Genomic DNA, 19,142 nt, shown 5'->3' with positions numbered 1-19,142 from the left:
AGCTTCATTTACTTGATACCTGAATGTGCCATTGTATTCATGACATTGTTCTGAAGTATGATAAATAACACGAGGTTAGGAACAAACAATATAAGTGAGGCTGCCGCCGCCATACCCTGACCGGAGACTGTGTTATTTACATTGACAAGTGAGTTCATATAGAAAGTCAATGTTTTCATACTGTCATCATTTACATAGTAGTTTGATGTTTCCATGTTTACCCATACCTGCTGGAAAACAAGGATTGCTGCTGTTGCAATAGCCGGTTTTATCATCGGAATAATAATTTTTCTGTAAACCGTCCAGTCTGTTGCACCATCAATGTAAGCTGCTTCGATAAGTGAGTCAGGAACCTGCTCCACGAACTGCTTAACAAGGAAAAGAGCTACCGGATAAGCAAGCAATGGTAAGATATGTGCCCATATGCTGTCGATAAGTCCTACTTTACAGATAACAAGGTATCTTGGAATAAGAACTGCTGTTGCAACAAACATAAGAGCAAGCTGGTTTATATTCATCATAAGCTGTCTGCCCTTGAATTTTAACTTTGCAAGAGCAAATGCCGCAAATGTTGTAAACAGAAGTGACAATCCTACTGTCAGTCCCGTAACCAGTAAACTGTTAAATACATAACGGCTGAGTGGAACACCTGCCGTACGGCTGAACTTTATCAGCTTTGTGAAGTTTTCAAGTGTTGCATTTCTTACAAAGAATGTAGGCGGGAATGCAAACAACTCATCCATCGGCTTAAACGCATGGTTTGCAATAAACACGATTGGTAGTGCCATGAATATTACGAGAGGTAATAATATGGCGATAATCTTAATCTGTCCTCTTTCAAACTTTTGAGGATTAATTCTCTTGCCTTTATATGCCATTTCTTTTTTCCTCCTCTTTTAAAAATCGTCTTTTTCCGTCAAAAGTGCATTTGCCGCTTTCGAGAATATCTGAACGATTAATAACAATACAACTGAAACTGCTGCCGCATAACCCATCTCGTATCTTAAGAAACCGTAATCTTCTATATGGTTTACAATAAGCTGTGCCGCATATCCGGGTGACGGATTACCGGTAAGCTGTGTAGATATAAGACCATTCTGGAACGCATTTACGATTGCCATAACCGCTGCGAACAACATCTGAGGTTTCATCTGAGGAATTGTTATGTATATCATTTCCTGGAAACGATTCTTGATTCCATCAATAGCTGCTGCTTCATAAAGTTCTTCATTTGAGTTTAAGATACCTGCTATCATTGAGAGGAAACCTACACCCATTGAAGACCAAAGACCTATGATAATAACTATAGGTAAAAGGTATTTTGTATTTACAAGCCATATGATAGGTTCGTCTATAAGACCGAGGTTCATAAGCCATGCATTCAAAAGACCTGTCTGGTCACCTGAGAAGATAACCTTCCAGAGAACTGTCATCGCAACACCTGCTGTCATACTCGGTGAGTATAAGATAAGGGCAAATATAGTTCTTGGAACTTTTGTAAGGTTACAAAGTGCCCATGCAAGCACGAAGGATAAAATATATCCTCCGATACCTACAACAACCGCATACAATACGGTATTTGGCAATACATACTGCATAAATACTTCATCACTTGTAATAAGTGTAATGTAATTCAAAAATCCTACAAATTTTGGGAACTGAATCGCATTAAAGTTTGTGAATGAAAGTACAACCGCTAATACTGTCGGAAGTAATATGAATACCACAAACATAAGAGCATATGGCAGCATAAAGAGATAACCGTTTGTGTTTGAATTTTCTCTTTTTCTAATGCCGGTTTTCTTCTTACCGGGCTTTCTAACTAATTTTTCTTTATTTTCGTTAGCCATATTCTTTCTCATCCCTCCGATTATATTATTCGTCATCATCTGTTCTGCCAAGCAGTTTCTCTACAGATTCATAAGTTGGAATTTTATAATCTTTTATTACTTTGCCATCACTGTCACTATATCCGAATTCCTCAAGTTTTCTTTCAAACTCGTGGTTTACGGTCTTAACCGCTTTGTCTATACGCGTCTGCTCGTTATCACCGTTTACGGCAATATCATTAAATGTATTACTCATCTCTCGTTCGAGGAGATATGTACCCGGAACTCTCGCAACGTCCTTAACATTCTTTGCTGTCTCTTCAACAATCTTCTTTGTATCAGAATTTATAGGAAGCTGTGCAAACGCTTTTGTATTTGCCGTAGGCCAGATATATTCACCACCATATGTAATCTGAATAGTCTGTCCAAACTCTGCCTGTGTCTCTGTTGAAGACCACCATTTAACAAATTCCCATGCCTTTTTCTGTCTCTCAGAATTGCTCTTAAAGATAACACTGCTCTCAGCACATCCACAGACTGAACGGTCAATAGTTCCGTCTGATTTCTGAGTACCTGGGATAAGTGCAACTTTCCAAGAACTTGAAAGTTCAGGAGCTGCATTTGTAAGCATATTAAATGTTGCATAATCCGCAATTCCGATAGGCATATCACCATTTCTGAAATGCTGATAGAAGTTATCAACATTGACAGGCATATTATAAACAGTAAACAAATCCGTAAGTTTTGTAAATCCGTTTACCGACTTCTCATTTCCGATTGCCGTGCCGTTGGCTGCCGTCTTAGCATAGAGTGAACCACCATTCTGCACGATAAGAGGTGTAGTACCATGGAAGTTTCTCATGAGCGTCATACCTGCTGTCGGATAATAGAAATTTAAACCTCTCATCTGAAGTTTTGGAAGCATATCTATTACATCATCCATAGTCTTCGGAATTTCAAGATTAAGTTTTTCAAGAACATCTGTCCTGTAGAACAATACCCAGAAGTTCATTGTCTCCGGCATTGAATAAATACCATCATTTATTGAACCTGTCATAAAGAATCCCGGCTCATAACCATCTGTCGATTCTTTAAAATCATCATACTGTGCCATATTGACAAGTGCACCTCTGATACCAAGCTCATAAGGAATCGTGTAGTTGATACCTGTCGCAACATCAGGTGCATTTCCCGATGAATTTGAAAGTACAAGTTTGTACTGGTCAGGCATGATACTTATATCAACATTGATTCCCGTCTTTGGTGTGAACTTTTCATCAATCATTTTCTGCATAATCTGCACATACTGGCTTGAACGGTTTACCCAGACCTGTATATGATCGCTGTTTGTATTCTTTGTTGAGTAAGCCTGGTCAGTAAATGATGCCACAAATCTTGAAACATTCATCGCACAAGACTTAAAAAATCCCGGCTTCGATGGAAGTTTTGCTCCATCCTGATAAATGTAAATCCTGTCTATTGCAAGATCGTTTGCAATAAGGTTATCAATCGTTGTTGCAAGATAATGGTTTACTGAGTTTGAGCTTGTTGACAACTCGTCTATACGATATGGAATCGAATCAGGACTGTCTGCAAGACTCTTCAACTGCTTTGCTGCAATAATGAGTGACGACATAACAGCTACATTCTTGTCACTGTCGCTCCACTTAACAGCACTCTTTTCAAGCTTTGTAAGTCTGTCTGAATAACTGTAAAGTGTCTTTTCCAGATTTGGAATATACTTTGAAAGCTTGAGGTCACGATACTTATCAGCATTTGTACCGGCAACCTTTGTAATCTCAAGTGCAAGGTCATTTACATCTGACATTACTTCATCAATCTCTTCCATAATGTATGAAATAGGATTCATGCTTATGGTATAAGAAATCGTATGTTTTCCTGCTTCGAGATGTACACTTAAATCCTCACCTTTTGAATCCTGCATGGTAGCTGTTTTATACTTTGTAGTATAAGCCATGCTGTAATCTTTAAATGCACTGTTTGGAACTTTTCCATCGATTGCAACATCACAGAATACAGGGAAGTCTGTTTTTTCTGACTGACGATAGTTTGCTGCAATCTTATAATTTCCGGCTGTCTTAACTTCAAATTCATATGTTACTTTCCGACCTGCCGTACTGAATGAATCAGAATCAAGCGTATTTAATACCGTATCTTTAGCCTGATATGGATCAACACTTGTATCATACTCGGCAACGCCGTGAATAGCTGAATCATTTGTTGTCGTATAATCTTCACCCTGAATCGTAATAAGTTCTTTTCCATCTGCTTTGTCAGAAGAACCTTTATATTCTTCAACAGTTACAGGTGCCTCAAGGGAGATATTTCCTAAAAGGAAGTTTCCTTCGTCAACACTAAGTTCAATGGAATGTTTTCCTTTTGTAAGCTGAACTTTAAGCGGATCTGAATGGCGATAACTTGAATCCATCAGATATTTGCTTTCCCACTGTATCTGCTTATTTGGAATTGTAACCGCTTCATTATCATATCTGTCATATGACGGTTCATCACCTAATTTCCAGGTTGTCTCAAACTCAAGACTTCGACATTCGTAAAACGGATAATCTCCGTCTACCTTCATCTTCATTGAAACCGGAAGTATTGATTCATCATATGAAAGATAATCAAAATTCATATAATAAAGACCGTCCTCCGGAACCTCAAAATCAAGTGTTACTTTTTTACCACTTGTCAGATCAAGAACTTTATTATTTTTTTCATAGCCTTTAACTTTAGTAGTAAGATAACTTTTGCTGTTTCCCGTAACAGAACTGTCTACCGGTATCGAAACCGCTTCACCGGTATAATCAGACAATTTATATTTTTTGCTGATATTTGTATAAATCGTTGATATTCTCTCACTGGAATACTCTTCAGATGTCACTGATGACTTACTGTCTGAATCCGAACTTTCAGTTTTTGAGCCTGATGTACTATCGTCACTTACATCTTTCGCAAAACTTCTGAGAGTTGCAGACCCAAGTGCCATTGACACGATAAGTCCGACAGCAACTGTCTTTTTAAACTTACCTCCAATTTTTTTGTGCCGCATAACTTCCTCCTTAAATTGTTTCTTGCTTAAGTATTTTTATATTTTCATAAATTACTTTAGTTTATTTTATAATACTATGATTTTGAACAAAAGTCAATGCCAACTATAGTCAAATTGTTGTATATTTCTTTCACCTTGATAACAAATTTCAGCCACTTTTTAGCAATATGCACATAAAACCCACTTGACAACAGTACCATTCTTAATACACCTTGCACAATACAATTTCTAAATTTGTCCTAAAATAAAACATTTAGAAACAACTAAACAAAATTTGATTTATTTTACAATTATCTCAATCATAAAATTTCAATAAACTTTTTTATACTAAAAATAATTTTTATTATAAAAAATCGTGAAAAAAAATATATATTCTGATATTTTAAAACGCATTTTCATTATATGCCAAATTTGTTTACCGCCAAAAAAATTCCGGATATATCTCATCCGGAATTTTAAATTCATTAATTGTAACAGTTAAGCCATAACATAAACCCTCTACTGTCATCTCACCCATTTCTTAATCTGAAATCCGAGATAAACCACCGAAGTTATTATCATAAGTACAAATGAATATTTTAGTATGGAGTCAAATGTTACATGCCATACATTGAGAAGCACAAGCGAAGCAATCAGAAGCACCACAAGCCAATAGCCAAAAGATGCCGCTGTCACAAACACCCACGCAGCCACGCTCTTACTCACATCTATTATCTGTCGTTTCAACTTTGCATCAATTTTCTTTGCCATCTGCCTTTCCTCCGTTGCTTCTATTTATAATACTTTACTCCCCAAAGGCTCTTATTCTTTCCTACCGCTGAGAATGTCATACACTTTGTGCCTGCCTCATCTTTCATATCACAGAACACGCCTTTAAACTCTTCGTCGTCATACTTTATCGTAACATAGTATGTACCATCCTTAACAGTCCATATCCCTTTTATGTCTTTTCCAAACACACTGCCCTTATCAGTAAAGATAAGTTTAAACGGCTTTGCTATCTCACCGTCTACCGTTGTGTCCTGGTCTACAACATAATAATCTCCGATAATCTTTTCATTATCATAACCTTTTTCAGAAACCGTCTCGCCGTCTGTCGCATAAGGCAGCATACATGGCCATCCGTCTTCATTAAGAAGATACTGATGCACTCTCGGCTCATGAGCCTCTGTTCCATCATCAAATCTCGTATGGTTTACGATATATCTCTTTCCGTCACTATCTATAAGTGCTGAGTTATGACCCGTTGCCTTATATGCCTTTTCAAGACTAGGGAGCATATAGTTTCCTGAAAGTTTAAGACCAAAAAATGATTCATCACCTGAGTCCGGCTTTGGTGTATTTCCTTTCATATCCACATAAGGTCCGTCAACTTTCTTTGAGCGGAAAGCTCTTATCTGATAACCGCCGTCACTTGTAAGTGAACCATACGATACAAACAGATAATAATAACCGGCTTCTTTATCATACTCAATCCACGGTCCCTCTATCGCTACATGACCGCCGCCGATAAGTCTCTTTCCGAAATATGCGTCAACATTATTTTTCTCATCAGCTTTAGGATGAATGACCTTTCCCGTATTCTCATCAATCTCAAGCAGGAAGATACCGCCTGACCATGAGCCGTAGACCATCCACATCTTTCCGTCCTCATCATAAAATGTAGTAGGGTCGATGGCATTAGGACACTCATTATAATTGTATTCCTCAAAGTCACCACCGTTACTTGTTATGTAATGTTTCTTTGCATAATCTTCAGTCACATAATCACAGACATCCGTGTCCTTAAGAGTATCCGAAGTAAATCCCGAATAGATAAGAGCACCTTTCCACTCAAACGGTCCCTCCGGAGAATCAGAAGTTCCATAGCACAGATTTGATGCATTCCATGTTGATGATGTGCAATAATACATGAAATATTTCTTTAGCTTCTTATTATATACAACATCAGGTGCCCATACATGAGTTCCGTTGTCATCAGTAGGAATAGCACTGAACGCTCCACCTGAATACTTAAATGCTTTCTCATTTGCCAACAGGTTTTTATATACCGGATTATCCATTGTGTATCCGTCACCGATACTTGTCCAGTTTCTAAGATCAGTTGACTTTGCAGTAGACATATGTGAGCCATAAATATAATATGTATCATCAACCTTTAATATAGAAGGATCATGGACACTTACACCTGCATCTATGGATGCCTTTTTTATGCCGTCATATTTCACCGTATAATCAGGCTTTAATTCTTTTTCCTCTTTTTCAAGTGCTTTCATATCAATCTTTCCTCCGTTTGATGTCGATGAATTTTTTGAACTGCTGCAGCCACCTGCCAATATTGCGGTACTGCATATAGCTATGCAAGTACCTAAGCTCACAAGCTTTTTACTTAAATTTCTCATACTTACCTCCGATAAAAAATCTCCAAAATCGTGTACCTTTTCTGCATATTTTAGTTTTTCATCTTTTTCTTTTCCACTTCTGTACTGTCATCCGTGGATAATTGTTATATTTGACAAAAACTTAAAATAATTTACACTTTTATATAGTTAAATATAACAAACATCTGACTGAAAAGCAAGTGAAAAATGTAAATGAACACAACAAAATGTAACATTCAAGCCTTCCATTTATTACATTCATAAACCTGCCGGTAAACTGTCAGTCGCTGCTGTACAGCAGACTTATCACTCTTCTTTCATTTTTTCAATAGTGATAACATCATCAAGAATATAGCTAAAAGACGGTGAAGATGAATTTGCATTTTCTTTATACGGAGTATTAAGATTTATCTTATCATTCGGGTCAAATACACTTACACCGGTAAAAGGACCTGAAAACACTTCGAGTTTTCCCTTTTCAATTTTTTCTATAGTGTCCTCCACCATCTCCTTTGTTCCTTTTGGCACTATTGCTTCGTTTATATCAAGTATCCTTACCCAGCCTTTATCAATCCCTGCCATGGCATCCTGCTTATAGGTACGGCCGTCAATACATTCTTCTATCTTTTTATCATGCAATAAGGCATATACCGACTGCTCAAAATAGCTTGAATAATCCACACAGCAGCTTACAAGCGATCTTGTCGGTGCAATATCTGTCATACTCTGATTGTACCCTACATGATATACCGGTATATCCCTCTGAGCATTTTCACATATAGCTGCCGGTCCGACCGTATCTGAATGTTGTGATATAACAACACAATCCTCATCAACCAGCTCTTTTGCCGCCTGTTTTTCCGTAGAATAGCTCGACCATGTATTTGTGTACTTCACTGTCATGACAGCTTCCGGTACTACTGACCTGACACCGAGATAAAATGATGTATATCCCGATATTACTTCCGGCAGCGGAAATGCCGCCACATAACCGACTTTTGCCTGCTCCTTTGTAATGATATTTTCATCTATCATCTGCTTTATCTTCATTCCGGCTACTTTTCCACACACATATCTGCCCTGATATATCTCTCCAAAACAGTTATGATAATTTGACAAAACCGGCTTTTCATTTGCATTATCTCCTGTAGGTACGCAGAATTGTATATTCGGATATTTTTTTGCCACTGCCTTGACATCCTGTCCATAACCATAGCTCGCCGCAATTATATAATCACACCCACCGTCGATAAGCTCCTGCAAAGGTTTTTCAATCTGTCCTTCTGTCACATTGTATGTCGTAACACATTCTATCCGGTCACCATACACCTCCTTGATATGATTTCTTGCCTTTATAAAATTGTTTGTATAAGGTGTAATCTCATCGCCTACAAAAATAAAACCAACCTTAATATGTTTTTCTTCCGTTTTTGTAAGATTATGTATTCCAAACAAACATAAAGTCATGACAATACAGGTTATCAGGCATAATGCGTATCTTTTTTTCATTCTTCCGTTTCTCCTTTTGATCTTGCGTATAAACTTTCCACATCAATGATACCTTCATCCATAAGTGACAACATTATCTTAACCAGTTTCGGGTCAAACTGTGTACCACTGCAGCGTTTTAATTCGTTTGTCACATAATCAATGTCAAGCTGCTTTCGATATACACGGTTTGCCGTCATCGCATCAAACGCATCCGCAATACCGATAATGCGTGCTTCAATAGGAATATCCTCACCTTTTAGTCCGTAACAGTAACCTGTCCCGTCATACTTTTCATGATGATACAATGCTCCTATATTTACATTATCTATCAGCGTGAAATCCTTTAATATATCAGCACCCAGCGTTACATGAGTTTTCATTATCTTATATTCTTCATCTGTGAGTTTCGCCGGCTTATTTAATATCGCATCAGGTATTCCAATCTTTCCTATATCATGAAGTAACGCCATCTTGCGGAGATTTTCACATTTTTCATCGGAAAAACCAAGTCTTTTTGCTATCGCAACCGAATACTCCGATACCCTGTATGAATGTTGACTTGTATTGGAGTCTTTTGCATCAACGGTGCGTGCGATTGAGAGAATCGTTTCATTGCTCATCTTAATCTGTTTCTTTGCATATTCGAGTTCGAGCTTCTGTTTAAGCATTGTCCTCTGCATACAGGTTCTCGTAATAAACCATGTAAGCCATATAAGCACAAGCCCTGCTATGATACAGATATAAAGCCTGAACCACCAATATTGATACATTTCATTATCTTTATCAATAATATAACTTCCTGATTCTATAACATTTCCATCATAGCCATCTAAAATTGATATTTTAAACACATATCTTCCGGTTTTTAAATCAGTATATGTTATCTTATTAAACTCACTTAACAGACAGGTCCGCCTCTTTGTGTCGTGTCCTTCTAACTTAACACTTATATACGGATCTTTCACAGAATAATTTAATATCTCCGGTGCAAATGTAATCTGTCTTGAATCTGCCGACATCTTTAATGTATCTATACGGTCTATTGCCACCTTTTCGCCATCAATCTCAACATAATTCATAATCATACGGTATGAATCATCACCCTTACTGCCGTCTGACATATTTACCTTTACCACACCTGTATCACAGCAAAGATACAAAGCACCACTTTCCCTGCATGGCCATGAATTTGCAACCAGTGATGCTCTAAGACCATGTTTTGAATTTATCAGCAGATAATCACTTCTCACATTTTTAATCAGTTCCTTTATCTTTGCCTCATAGATTCCCGCACTGCCAAGCACCCAGCAGATTCCATTCTTATTGCATACTATATCATAATTATTGCTGTACGGAAATTTATCAAGACTCTTTACCTTACCGTCTTTAGACATATAACAAAGACCATTGCTTGTAACAATAAACATTCCGCCATAGACTGTCTCACTAACCATACGCAAAACTACATCCGATGACAATCCGTCTTTTTTTGTTATCTGCGTCACTTTGCCGTTTTTGTCAATTTTAGTTATTCCGCCACCATCCGAACCGACATAACACGCGTCTTTATGCTCCAGCAGACATAAAGACTTTTCATTGAGCATACCATCCTTTGAGTCAAGAACATTTACAACTCTGTCCCCCGACATAATTGCAACACCGTAATCTCCTGCAATCATAATCCTGCCATCACTACATTCGATTATATTTCTGAACCGCATCCCCGGTATTCCCTGTTTATCAGTGAAATTTTTAATGTCATAACCGCCATTTTTATTTATTGTGACTTTATATATTCCCATTTCTGTTGTGGCTATCCACAATGTATTTTTGCTGTCTGCTTTCAAACATCTTACCCTGACATTTTGAAGCCTTTTTGTAAGCTGATTACTTACTTTTTTTCTTCCCTTAACAGCGACCAGACCGTCATCGGTACCGCAAAAAAGTATGCCGTCCCACTTTTCCGTAGAATTTACAACCGCCGTCATACCAATATTTTGAAATATCTCCTCAAATGAGGACTTACACATTTCAAGAAGCCCGAGTCTTGACGAACCAAACCATAAATTCCCCTGATAATCAACAAGCATACTGTCAATCGAACTATTAAAATTGTTTGTATTTATCTTGTGATAACTGCCGTTTTTACCCAGAATTGCCACACCTGTATCTGAGCACACAAACATCTTATCATTATCCGTCTGATAAAAGCAATTTATAGATTCAAAGCCGCTTATCCTGATTTTATGTTTAAGCTTTTTTGATTCCATATCAAATATGTATATCGAATTTCCGGTCGTACCAATATATAACTGACCGGCTTTTGAAAAATAAACTTCATTGCAATCCTTAAATTTGCTGACAGCTTTCGGAGTATTTATAAGTTTGCCATCACTTATCCAAAACATTTCTCCCCTCTCAGTTACACCGGCAACATTTCCATTATCATCAGCAGTCATTGACACCACATTTTTTATGTTTTTAAATGTTTTTGTCACCTTGACTCCTCCGCTAAGAGATACTACCGATAATGCCTCTGAAGTTCCAATATAATAATTTCCATGCGAATCACATACTATTTTCTTCACTGAATTTGAAAGAAGTCCATTTTGGTCATCCACCACATTAACGGCATCCTCATTGATAAAAATAGTAACACCGTTATCATTGGTTCCAACCCACAATCTTCCCTCTTCATCAACATACAGGCAATTTACACTTTTGACCGAACTAATATCCTGAAAACAGACAAATTTCACTCCATCATACTTAAAAAGCCCCGCATAAGTGCCTATCCAAAGCTTTCCATCCTTTGTCTGGGCTATATCATTAGCCTCACCTGATAAAAGACCTTCATCCTTTGAATACTGCTTCTGTATATAGGAATACAATTCCGAATTATATTCCGATTTGTTATTTTCTGAATTTGCTTTTGATACTTTCCCTGCTTTTGTCTCTGATGTATATCCTGCTTTTGAAGTCTGCACTGACTTATTTTGTGCCGCCGCTGTCTTTTCTGTTTTTCCGCAGCAAACTCCTGCCATGACTACAGCTAAAATGATTATTTGTGTTATCGTTTTAAATCTTTTGTTGAATTTTTTTCTGAAATAATGAGCAATTTTGAGCAATAAATACATTATCTCTACAGTCAGTATCTTATCCATAAATTCCACACAAAACTGACCGGCTATATAAGAAATAAATTTGGGCAGTCCCTTGTCAACACACAGCAGCATAACCTGATTTCCCCATACATTACTTATATTGCCACTATATAACAATGCGTTTACCATAACTGCCATAACAGTCGAAAACAATGCAAGCCCCATACCTAAAGTCATCGTCGTAAACTGTTTATCAAAGACTCTCTTTTTTGAATAAATCCCCACAATAATGCCAAGCATACTTCCGACAATACAATATATCAATTCCTGTTCAACAAATATTCCATAAATAATATTGTTGGTAAATCCAACAAAAGCACCACAGACGGGACCGTATAAATATGCTACCAAAAAAGTTCCTATCGAGTCAGTCCACACCGGCAATACAAACTTTACGGCAAATTCCCTGCCTAAAATATCCATCAGCAATGCCGCTACAGTTACAAAAATTATCATGTATTCTTTTTTATTTTTCATTTACAATTCTCCTCAGATTAAATCACTGTTCCCCGTCGTTTCTTGCAAAAGAGATATCTTTTTTCCTCTGCTTCTCTCGTAAGTTTTCCTTTCCATTGATACTCCCAGTCCTAATAATGATAATATATATGCAGGAAAGTTTCAAGTTTTTGACATATTTCGAGCTTTTATTTTGTAACAGTAAAACCTGCCATTTATTACATTTATAACCCTGTCAGTCGCTGCTAATCAGCTTATGTTTACCTCATATAATAACATCTGAATGTGCGTTTGACATTATATATTTTTCTATATACCAAAAATCGCTGCAGAATATCTGATAATACTATGATATTCCACAGCGATTTTTTACTTTGCATGAAACAGCTTATTTTTATCTAAGCTTATGAAAATGATACCACGGATTGCTCCATTGCTACGCAATTTTCACAATCCCGCAAACACCTCATATCATTTCATTACTGAAGAAGTGAAAGTACACCCTGGTTAGACTGATTAGCCTGTGCAAGCATAGACTGACCTGCCTGTAAAAGAATGTTATTCTTGCTGTATGCAACCATTTCTTCAGCCATATCTGTATCACGGATACGAGACTCTGATGTCTGAGTATTCTCAGATGCTGTATCAAGGTTTGCTATTGTATGCTCAAGACGGTTCTGAACAGCACCGAGTTTACTTCTCTGTGCAGATACTTTCTTGATAGCTGCATCAATAGTTGTAGTAGCCTTCTGAGCACCTGACTGAGTAGCAAGGTCAACCTTGTTTCCGTCAACACCAAGTGATTTAGCACTCATATCATCAATAGAGAAGCTCATTGTCTGACCTTCATTTGCACCAATCTGGAGTGTCATGCCCTTACCTGCTGTACTTGAAGATGCACTTGGTTTAAGATTAATTGTTGTTGCTGTATTTGCATCCGCTTCTGCATTAATACCTGTCTTAGCAGAAATCAAACTTGCCATAGCTTTTGCATCTGCATCCGCAACAGTTTTGTCAGTTGCTACCTGAACAAAATTAACATCACTGTAATCTGTTTTATTCTTAAGTGCATCAACTCCAGCCGCATCAGCATACATAAAACGTTCACCATTAACAGTAAAGATATAGTCATCAATGTTTGTTGTAGCCCCTCCATCATAAGAGCCTACATCTTTTGTTATACTCTGAAATGCATCAGCAGGATCAGTGCTTGCAGTTGCAGCTAATGCCGCTGTCTGACTAAATACCCCCGCACTTATCTTACTTTCAGATGTAGAAAGAATTTGTGAAGTCTCAGTTCCGGCAGTTTTAGCCGTAAAATCTAACTTTCCAGCACCACCGGATTTAATAGTAAAATCATCAGCTAATGAAGTCTGTTTTAATTCAGCAAGAAATGCAGTTGTTTTCTCCGCATCTGTTGCCGCACCACTAGTTACAGTATATTCTCTAGAACCATCCTCACTTACAAGTGTTGTAGCATCTTTATATTTTAAATTTACTGTGATAGACTCCTGCTCACCTTTTTCATTCAAATAATTAACAGTTAAACTTGTTGTATCTCCTGCTTTCATACCTGTGTCTGCGGCAGATATAGCAGTATCAGCTTTGTATGCGCCATTAGTAGCTGCAGTAGTTTTTAATGCAGATGCCTGTAAAGCTTTATTGCTTACTGAAGCATCCACCTTAATACCTGTAGCAGAACTTCCGCCACCTAAAGAACCATCAAGAAGTTTCATTGTGTTAAACTCTGTTGTGCTTGAAATTCTTGTAAGCTCGTCCTGAAGCTGGCTGATTTCCTTCTGTACTGCCTCACGGTCATCATCTGTCTCTGTACCGTTTGATGCCTGTACTGAAAGCTCTCTCATTCTCTGAAGGATTGAGTGAGACTCATTTAATGCACCTTCTGCTGTCTGTATAAGTGAGATACCATCCTGTGCATTGTCAGATGCTTTGTTTAAGCCACGAATCTGGCTTCTCATCTTCTCGGAAATAGAAAGTCCTGCCGCATCATCTGCTGCACGGTTAATCTTATAACCTGAAGAAAGTTTTTCTGTTGATTTTGCAAGTGAACTATTTGTTATTCCTAACATTCTGTTAGCGTTCATTGCTGACATATTGTGCTGTACTATCATTGCCATAATAATTACCTCCGTGTTTTTCCTACGCTCCAAATCCGTTTGTGAGCGTATTGTGAAATTTGTTTTGTATTTTTATTTATAATAAAATCAATGCACGATGCCGCTGTATCATTTTCGATTAATAAAACTCTGAAAAATCCGCACTGTCTTATCTGAAAAATATGATTTTCAGAGTCAAGCCGCAGATAGCAATTTGTATGTAAGCATACATCTCTGTCTGCTTTTGACTATTACATCAAAATATAAGACATTATCATCTGTTCACCGATTTATTACCAAAGCCATGCGGATATACTCAATCCGTTTTGCTGCTTGTCCATAAATACAGTCGCTTTGCGGACTGTCAGTGCAAAAACAGCTTCTAAATTTTTATTTTCTGCGATATTTTTCGGGATGCTCTTTTTCTTCATAGTAAGAAGGAAACTCACACTCTATTCCATTTTCTTTCATATGTTTTTTAAGAGCTTTGCTTCTGACTATATTCACATCCTTCGGTGCATCTACCATTATCCTGTGATGATTTCCTGAACCACCGAGAAAAATAATCTTTACATTATCTCCAACCATGAGATACTCTTTGTTTTCAACTGAAAGCCTTAACATTTGCATTACCTCCCTGTATTTTATTTACGGCAGTTTTTTTAGCTGCTATTTCATATCACATTTTTATTTCTCAGCCTGTCTTTTATTGATTTATACCAGTACGACAAAAAGTAAATCTTTAATATATTGAGCTTGAATGTACTTTTGAGAGTGCGTGCTTATTCAATGCATCAATTATTTGTTGTCCTGACACTACATATGTAGTTTTTAGCAATAATTTTTAGCAAACTGAATTAAAATAAATATTTAACGAAATACTATTTATAACCGAAAACTGCTATATCCTTGCCTTGTAATCGAAAATGTAACAGAATGGATAGTGTGTTACATTTTTTTACTGTCATGGAAACTTTATTTGAAAATATTTTTTATGAAATATGTGATTTTAGTTAGAACACATGATAAAAGCTGAAATTATTATTATAAAATGATGTGACTAAAAATATATTAGAAGAATTTTGATGATGTATTAAATCTGAATACAAGATTTTTACATTACAAACAGACACAAAACTTTTATGCACAATTACGGTTCACACCTGCAATACGGCAATAATGTTATTTGTGCCCGTATGAAAATTTTTGTTTTCTTTGCTGATAGTTTTATTAAGTATGCATTTGAGCATCTCTAAACATAACCTATAACCCAACTGCCACATTGATACAAATTTTAAGCCTCTTTGTTACACTATAGATTTACAAGACAAAAGACTTCGTCCCTGTCATCCTGGTCTATCCCCAGATACCTTGTTGTTATTTTATATGACGAATGATTATAGATACTGGTAAGCAATGCCGGTGACACTCCTTTTTTCCAGGCATGATACCCAAATGTTTTTCTGAGCGAATGGCAGCTCACCTTTTGGCTGAGCAGACATTTTTTTGCTGCGGATGATATTATGCGAAATGCCTGAATCCTGCTGATAGGCTTATTTTCTGATTTCTGACCCAGAAAAATAAATTGTTCCATCACCTCACATAAATTTTCTTTCTTTTCAAAAATTTCTTTTAAATATGATGCCAATGCTTCTTTTAAATTATCATTTATAAAAATAGTCGTTTTCTTTCCTGTTTTCTTTTCTTTTACATCAATATGAGATTTGAAAGACAGCAGACTTTCATTATATACATCTTTCCAACGAAGTTTTAAAATATCAGAAATACGCAAAGCGGTATTAAGTCCGCATACAATAAGAAGATAATTTCTTTTATTTGGCTTAACATCGCAATAATATTTCTTAATCTTATCTAATTCCACAATATCACGAATAGGCTGAGTAAGTTTCATTTCAATAATCCATCCTTTCAATTATTTTTTATAGCTGAGCTATTAACAATTTTCAAAAATTTTTTAAAAAAGCTAAAGTATCTAATCTGACTGCCGATAAATGTTATGTAAACAAAAATGTAACACACTATCCATTGTGTTACATTTTTTATTTTCAATATTCATACACAGCTCTCTACTTTTTAAATTATAGCACACTTACAGATAATCCCAGTAACAAAAAAAGCCACATTGCAAATATAAAAATTATATTTACAATATGGCTTTTTTCTGTTTCTTTACTTTACACATTCCATGCTGCTATGCTTCTGCACAACACAAATCAAAAATGTAATAAATATTTTTTCTCAAAAATCTGTTATTTTACTCAGAATTACATAACTGTGTAATCCTATATTTTATCAGCAGTATCTTATCACATATCATATTTATTGTCTTACTTTTATATGCACTTCTCTAAGCTGCTGCTCGCTTACTTCGTTTGGTGCACCACACATAAGATCCTGTGCATTTCCGTTCATCGGGAATGGTATTATCTCACGGATGTTTTCCTCGTTGCGAAGAAGCATTATCATACGGTCTACTCCCGGTGCCATTCCTGCGTGTGGTGGTGCTCCAAACTGGAATGCATTGTAGAGTGCTCCGAATTTTTCCTTTAAGTCTTCCTCTGTATAGCCTGCGATTTCAAATGCCTTAACCATTATGTCGAGGTCATGGTTGCGGACTGCTCCTGATGAAAGCTCGATACCGTTACATACAATGTCATACTGGTATGCAAGGATTTCTGACGGCTCTTTTGTGTTTAATGCTTCAAGTCCGCCCTGTGGCATTGAGAATGGATTGTGAGTAAAGATATATTTCTTCTCCTCATTGTCATACTCATACATTGGGAAGTCGTTTATATAGCAAAATCTGTAGCTGTTCTTCTCGATAAGGTCAAGTCTATTTCCAAGCTCTGTACGAATCTGTCCTGCATAAAGAGCTGCCTGTGCTTCTCTGTCTGCGATAAAGAAGATTGTATCTCCCGGTGTAAGTCCTGCTATATCAGCAATTTCCTGTTTCATGTCATCAGGAATAAATTTGTCGATAGGTCCCTTATATGACTTATCTTCAAGAACTTCAAGATAACCAAGTCCACCCATTCCGATAGACTGTGCAAATTTGAGAAGTTTCTCATGCTGTCCTTTTGAAAGTTTTGCATGGACATTTATCGCACGGACTGTCTTTCCGTGGAACGGCTTAAATGTGCATCTCTGGAAGAAATCTGTAACATCGACAATGCGGAGCGGATTTCTAAGGTCAGGCTTGTCTGAACCAAACTCAAGCATTGCCTGTTTGTAGCTGATGATAGGATATGGTGCCTGTGTAACTTCATATCCCTCAGGTGCAAATTTCTCAAATGCTGCCGTGAGGACTTCCTCACCAACCTTAAATACATCTTCCTGTGTTGCAAAGCTCATCTCAAAATCGAGCTGGTAGAACTCTCCCGGTGAACGGTCTGCTCTCGCATCCTCATCTCTGAAACAAGGTGCTATCTGGAAATACTTGTCAAAACCTGACACCATAAGAAGCTGCTTGTACTGCTGTGGTGCCTGTGGCAATGCATAAAATTTACCTTTGAATTTGCGTGATGGCACGATATAATCTCTTGCACCCTCAGGTGATGAAGCACAAAGGATAGGTGTCTGAATTTCTAAAAATCCCATGTCTGTCATCTTCTGACGAAGAAAACTTATAACATTTGATCTAAAAATCATATTGTCACGAACCTTTGCATTTCTAAGGTCAAGATAACGGTATTTAAGACGAACATCCTCTCTTGTCTCTTTTGATGTCATAATCTCAAAAGGAAGCTGTCTGTAAACTCTGCCAAGAACTTCTACCTTGTGTGCTTCAAGCTCGATAGTTCCTGTCGGTATCTTTGGATTGTATGTCTCCTCATCTCTGTGCTCTACGACACCCTCAACTGAGATACAGTCCTCTTTGCTTATACCATCGAGAAGTTTTGTGTCACGCATAACAACCTGCATAACACCGTACATATCCCTAAGGTCAACAAATGATACACCGCCGTGGTCACGGATATTTTCTACCCATCCGGCAAGTCTTAATGTTTCACCGACATTGCTCTCGCCAATGTCGTTTAATGTTTTGTCACGATAAATGTTTCCTACGTTCATTTTTACCTCCTAAAAAACAGGTCTTTGCAAAACTTACTTTACTCTTTGATGCCTGTACAGATACAATATATAATACCGCCGGCACGCTCCCGCTATATTGTCACCGGTAGCAGTACATAAGTCAGCCAAAAACGCTGACTAAGTGCTGACGGCGACAAAATGCCGTCTAACATTATTTATTGTATCTGTACAGGCAGATTAAATTTAAAAAATAGTTTTGCAAATAACTAAATAGTTCAGACAGTATATAAATCAGACAGGGATAAAGAGCCGCTTGCGACTCTTTCGTACTTGAGCGGAATGCACATCCTCACGGAGTGTTTTTTATGTTATAGGAAACGAAAAGTTTCCTATAACATAAAAAAGTCCGCCCCAAACTAAAAAGTTCAGGACGAACATATTATTGTCCGCGGTACCACCCGAATTACTGTCTTGTCAGTCACTCATATGCTGTCTGTCGTGCAGCTTACGGCTCCCCTACTGACAAACCTTATATACAGTATGAAACCTTATCAATACAATACTTATGTCCGATAATG

Annotated in this window: 11 protein-coding genes; all 11 read right to left on the bottom strand. The window is 37.2% G+C overall.

Annotated elements, in window-relative coordinates; genetic code table 11:
* Window positions 1-8 precede the first annotated feature (8 nt).
* Entirely contained in the window at window positions 9-878 is an 870-nt protein-coding gene (locus DW721_RS01335; protein ID WP_055944080.1) for a carbohydrate ABC transporter permease, read from the bottom strand.
* Between the two features lie 18 nt (window positions 879-896).
* The gene (locus DW721_RS01330) at window positions 897-1,850 is read right to left on the bottom strand and encodes a sugar ABC transporter permease (protein ID WP_022014449.1); all 954 of its coding nucleotides are present in this window, start codon (window positions 1,848-1,850) and stop codon (window positions 897-899) included.
* Between the two features lie 25 nt (window positions 1,851-1,875).
* Entirely contained in the window at window positions 1,876-4,902 is a 3,027-nt protein-coding gene (locus DW721_RS01325; protein ID WP_243020683.1) for an extracellular solute-binding protein, read from the bottom strand.
* Window positions 4,903-5,406: 504 nt separating this feature from the next.
* Window positions 5,407-5,652 (bottom strand): hypothetical protein, encoded by a 246-nt coding sequence (locus DW721_RS01320; protein ID WP_022014451.1) that lies wholly within the window; start codon window positions 5,650-5,652, stop codon window positions 5,407-5,409.
* Between the two features lie 20 nt (window positions 5,653-5,672).
* Window positions 5,673-7,304: a glycoside hydrolase family 43 protein gene (locus DW721_RS01315; protein ID WP_243035919.1), complete on the bottom strand. Its 1,632-nt coding sequence runs from the start codon at window positions 7,302-7,304 to the stop codon at window positions 5,673-5,675.
* Between the two features lie 285 nt (window positions 7,305-7,589).
* Complete coding sequence (locus DW721_RS01310) at window positions 7,590-8,792, bottom strand: BMP family ABC transporter substrate-binding protein (protein ID WP_118744551.1); 1,203 nt, start codon at window positions 8,790-8,792, stop codon at window positions 7,590-7,592.
* Window positions 8,789-12,415 carry an HD domain-containing phosphohydrolase gene (locus tag DW721_RS01305; protein WP_118744550.1) on the bottom strand — a complete coding sequence of 1,209 codons (3,627 nt, stop codon included), beginning with the start codon at window positions 12,413-12,415 and terminating at the stop codon, window positions 8,789-8,791. Before DW721_RS01305 ends, DW721_RS01310 begins: the two co-directional genes overlap by 4 nt.
* Before the next feature lie 458 nt (window positions 12,416-12,873).
* Complete coding sequence (locus DW721_RS16560; RefSeq protein WP_118744549.1) at window positions 12,874-14,532, bottom strand: flagellin; 1,659 nt, start codon at window positions 14,530-14,532, stop codon at window positions 12,874-12,876.
* 369 nt (window positions 14,533-14,901) lie between these two features.
* Entirely contained in the window at window positions 14,902-15,135 is a 234-nt protein-coding gene (locus DW721_RS01295) for a carbon storage regulator (protein ID WP_022013540.1), read from the bottom strand.
* Window positions 15,136-15,823: 688 nt separating this feature from the next.
* Entirely contained in the window at window positions 15,824-16,423 is a 600-nt protein-coding gene (locus DW721_RS01290; protein ID WP_118499962.1) for a tyrosine-type recombinase/integrase, read from the bottom strand.
* A gap of 428 nt (window positions 16,424-16,851) precedes the next feature.
* On the bottom strand, window positions 16,852-18,603 hold the full coding sequence (gene aspS / locus DW721_RS01285; RefSeq protein ID WP_022013203.1) for an aspartate--tRNA ligase: 1,752 nt from the start codon (window positions 18,601-18,603) through the stop codon (window positions 16,852-16,854).
* Between the last annotated feature and the right edge of the window lie 539 nt (window positions 18,604-19,142).

This window comes from Clostridium sp. AM27-31LB (assembly GCF_003480745.1).
Taxonomy (GTDB): domain Bacteria; phylum Bacillota; class Clostridia; order Lachnospirales; family Lachnospiraceae; genus Butyribacter; species Butyribacter intestini.
The sequence above is the reverse complement of the archived record's forward strand: the minus strand, read 5'-3'. Positions and strand labels throughout refer to the sequence as shown.

Excerpts from the sequence above, each read along its gene's own strand:
- DW721_RS01325 (WP_243020683.1), bottom strand. The coding sequence starts at position 4,902 with ATGCGGCACAAAAAAATTGGAGGTAAGTTTAAAAAGACAGTTGCTGTC.
- DW721_RS01305 (WP_118744550.1), bottom strand. The coding sequence starts at position 12,415 with ATGAAAAATAAAAAAGAATACATGATAATTTTTGTAACTGTAGCGGCA.
- DW721_RS01290 (WP_118499962.1), bottom strand. The coding sequence starts at position 16,423 with ATGAAACTTACTCAGCCTATTCGTGATATTGTGGAATTAGATAAGATT.
- DW721_RS16560 (WP_118744549.1), bottom strand. The coding sequence starts at position 14,532 with ATGGCAATGATAGTACAGCACAATATGTCAGCAATGAACGCTAACAGA.
- DW721_RS01320 (WP_022014451.1), bottom strand. The coding sequence starts at position 5,652 with ATGGCAAAGAAAATTGATGCAAAGTTGAAACGACAGATAATAGATGTG.
- aspS (WP_022013203.1), bottom strand. The coding sequence starts at position 18,603 with ATGAACGTAGGAAACATTTATCGTGACAAAACATTAAACGACATTGGC.
- DW721_RS01295 (WP_022013540.1), bottom strand. The coding sequence starts at position 15,135 with ATGTTAAGGCTTTCAGTTGAAAACAAAGAGTATCTCATGGTTGGAGAT.
- DW721_RS01315 (WP_243035919.1), bottom strand. The coding sequence starts at position 7,304 with ATGAGAAATTTAAGTAAAAAGCTTGTGAGCTTAGGTACTTGCATAGCT.
- DW721_RS01335 (WP_055944080.1), bottom strand. The coding sequence starts at position 878 with ATGGCATATAAAGGCAAGAGAATTAATCCTCAAAAGTTTGAAAGAGGA.
- DW721_RS01330 (WP_022014449.1), bottom strand. The coding sequence starts at position 1,850 with ATGGCTAACGAAAATAAAGAAAAATTAGTTAGAAAGCCCGGTAAGAAG.
- DW721_RS01310 (WP_118744551.1), bottom strand. The coding sequence starts at position 8,792 with ATGAAAAAAAGATACGCATTATGCCTGATAACCTGTATTGTCATGACT.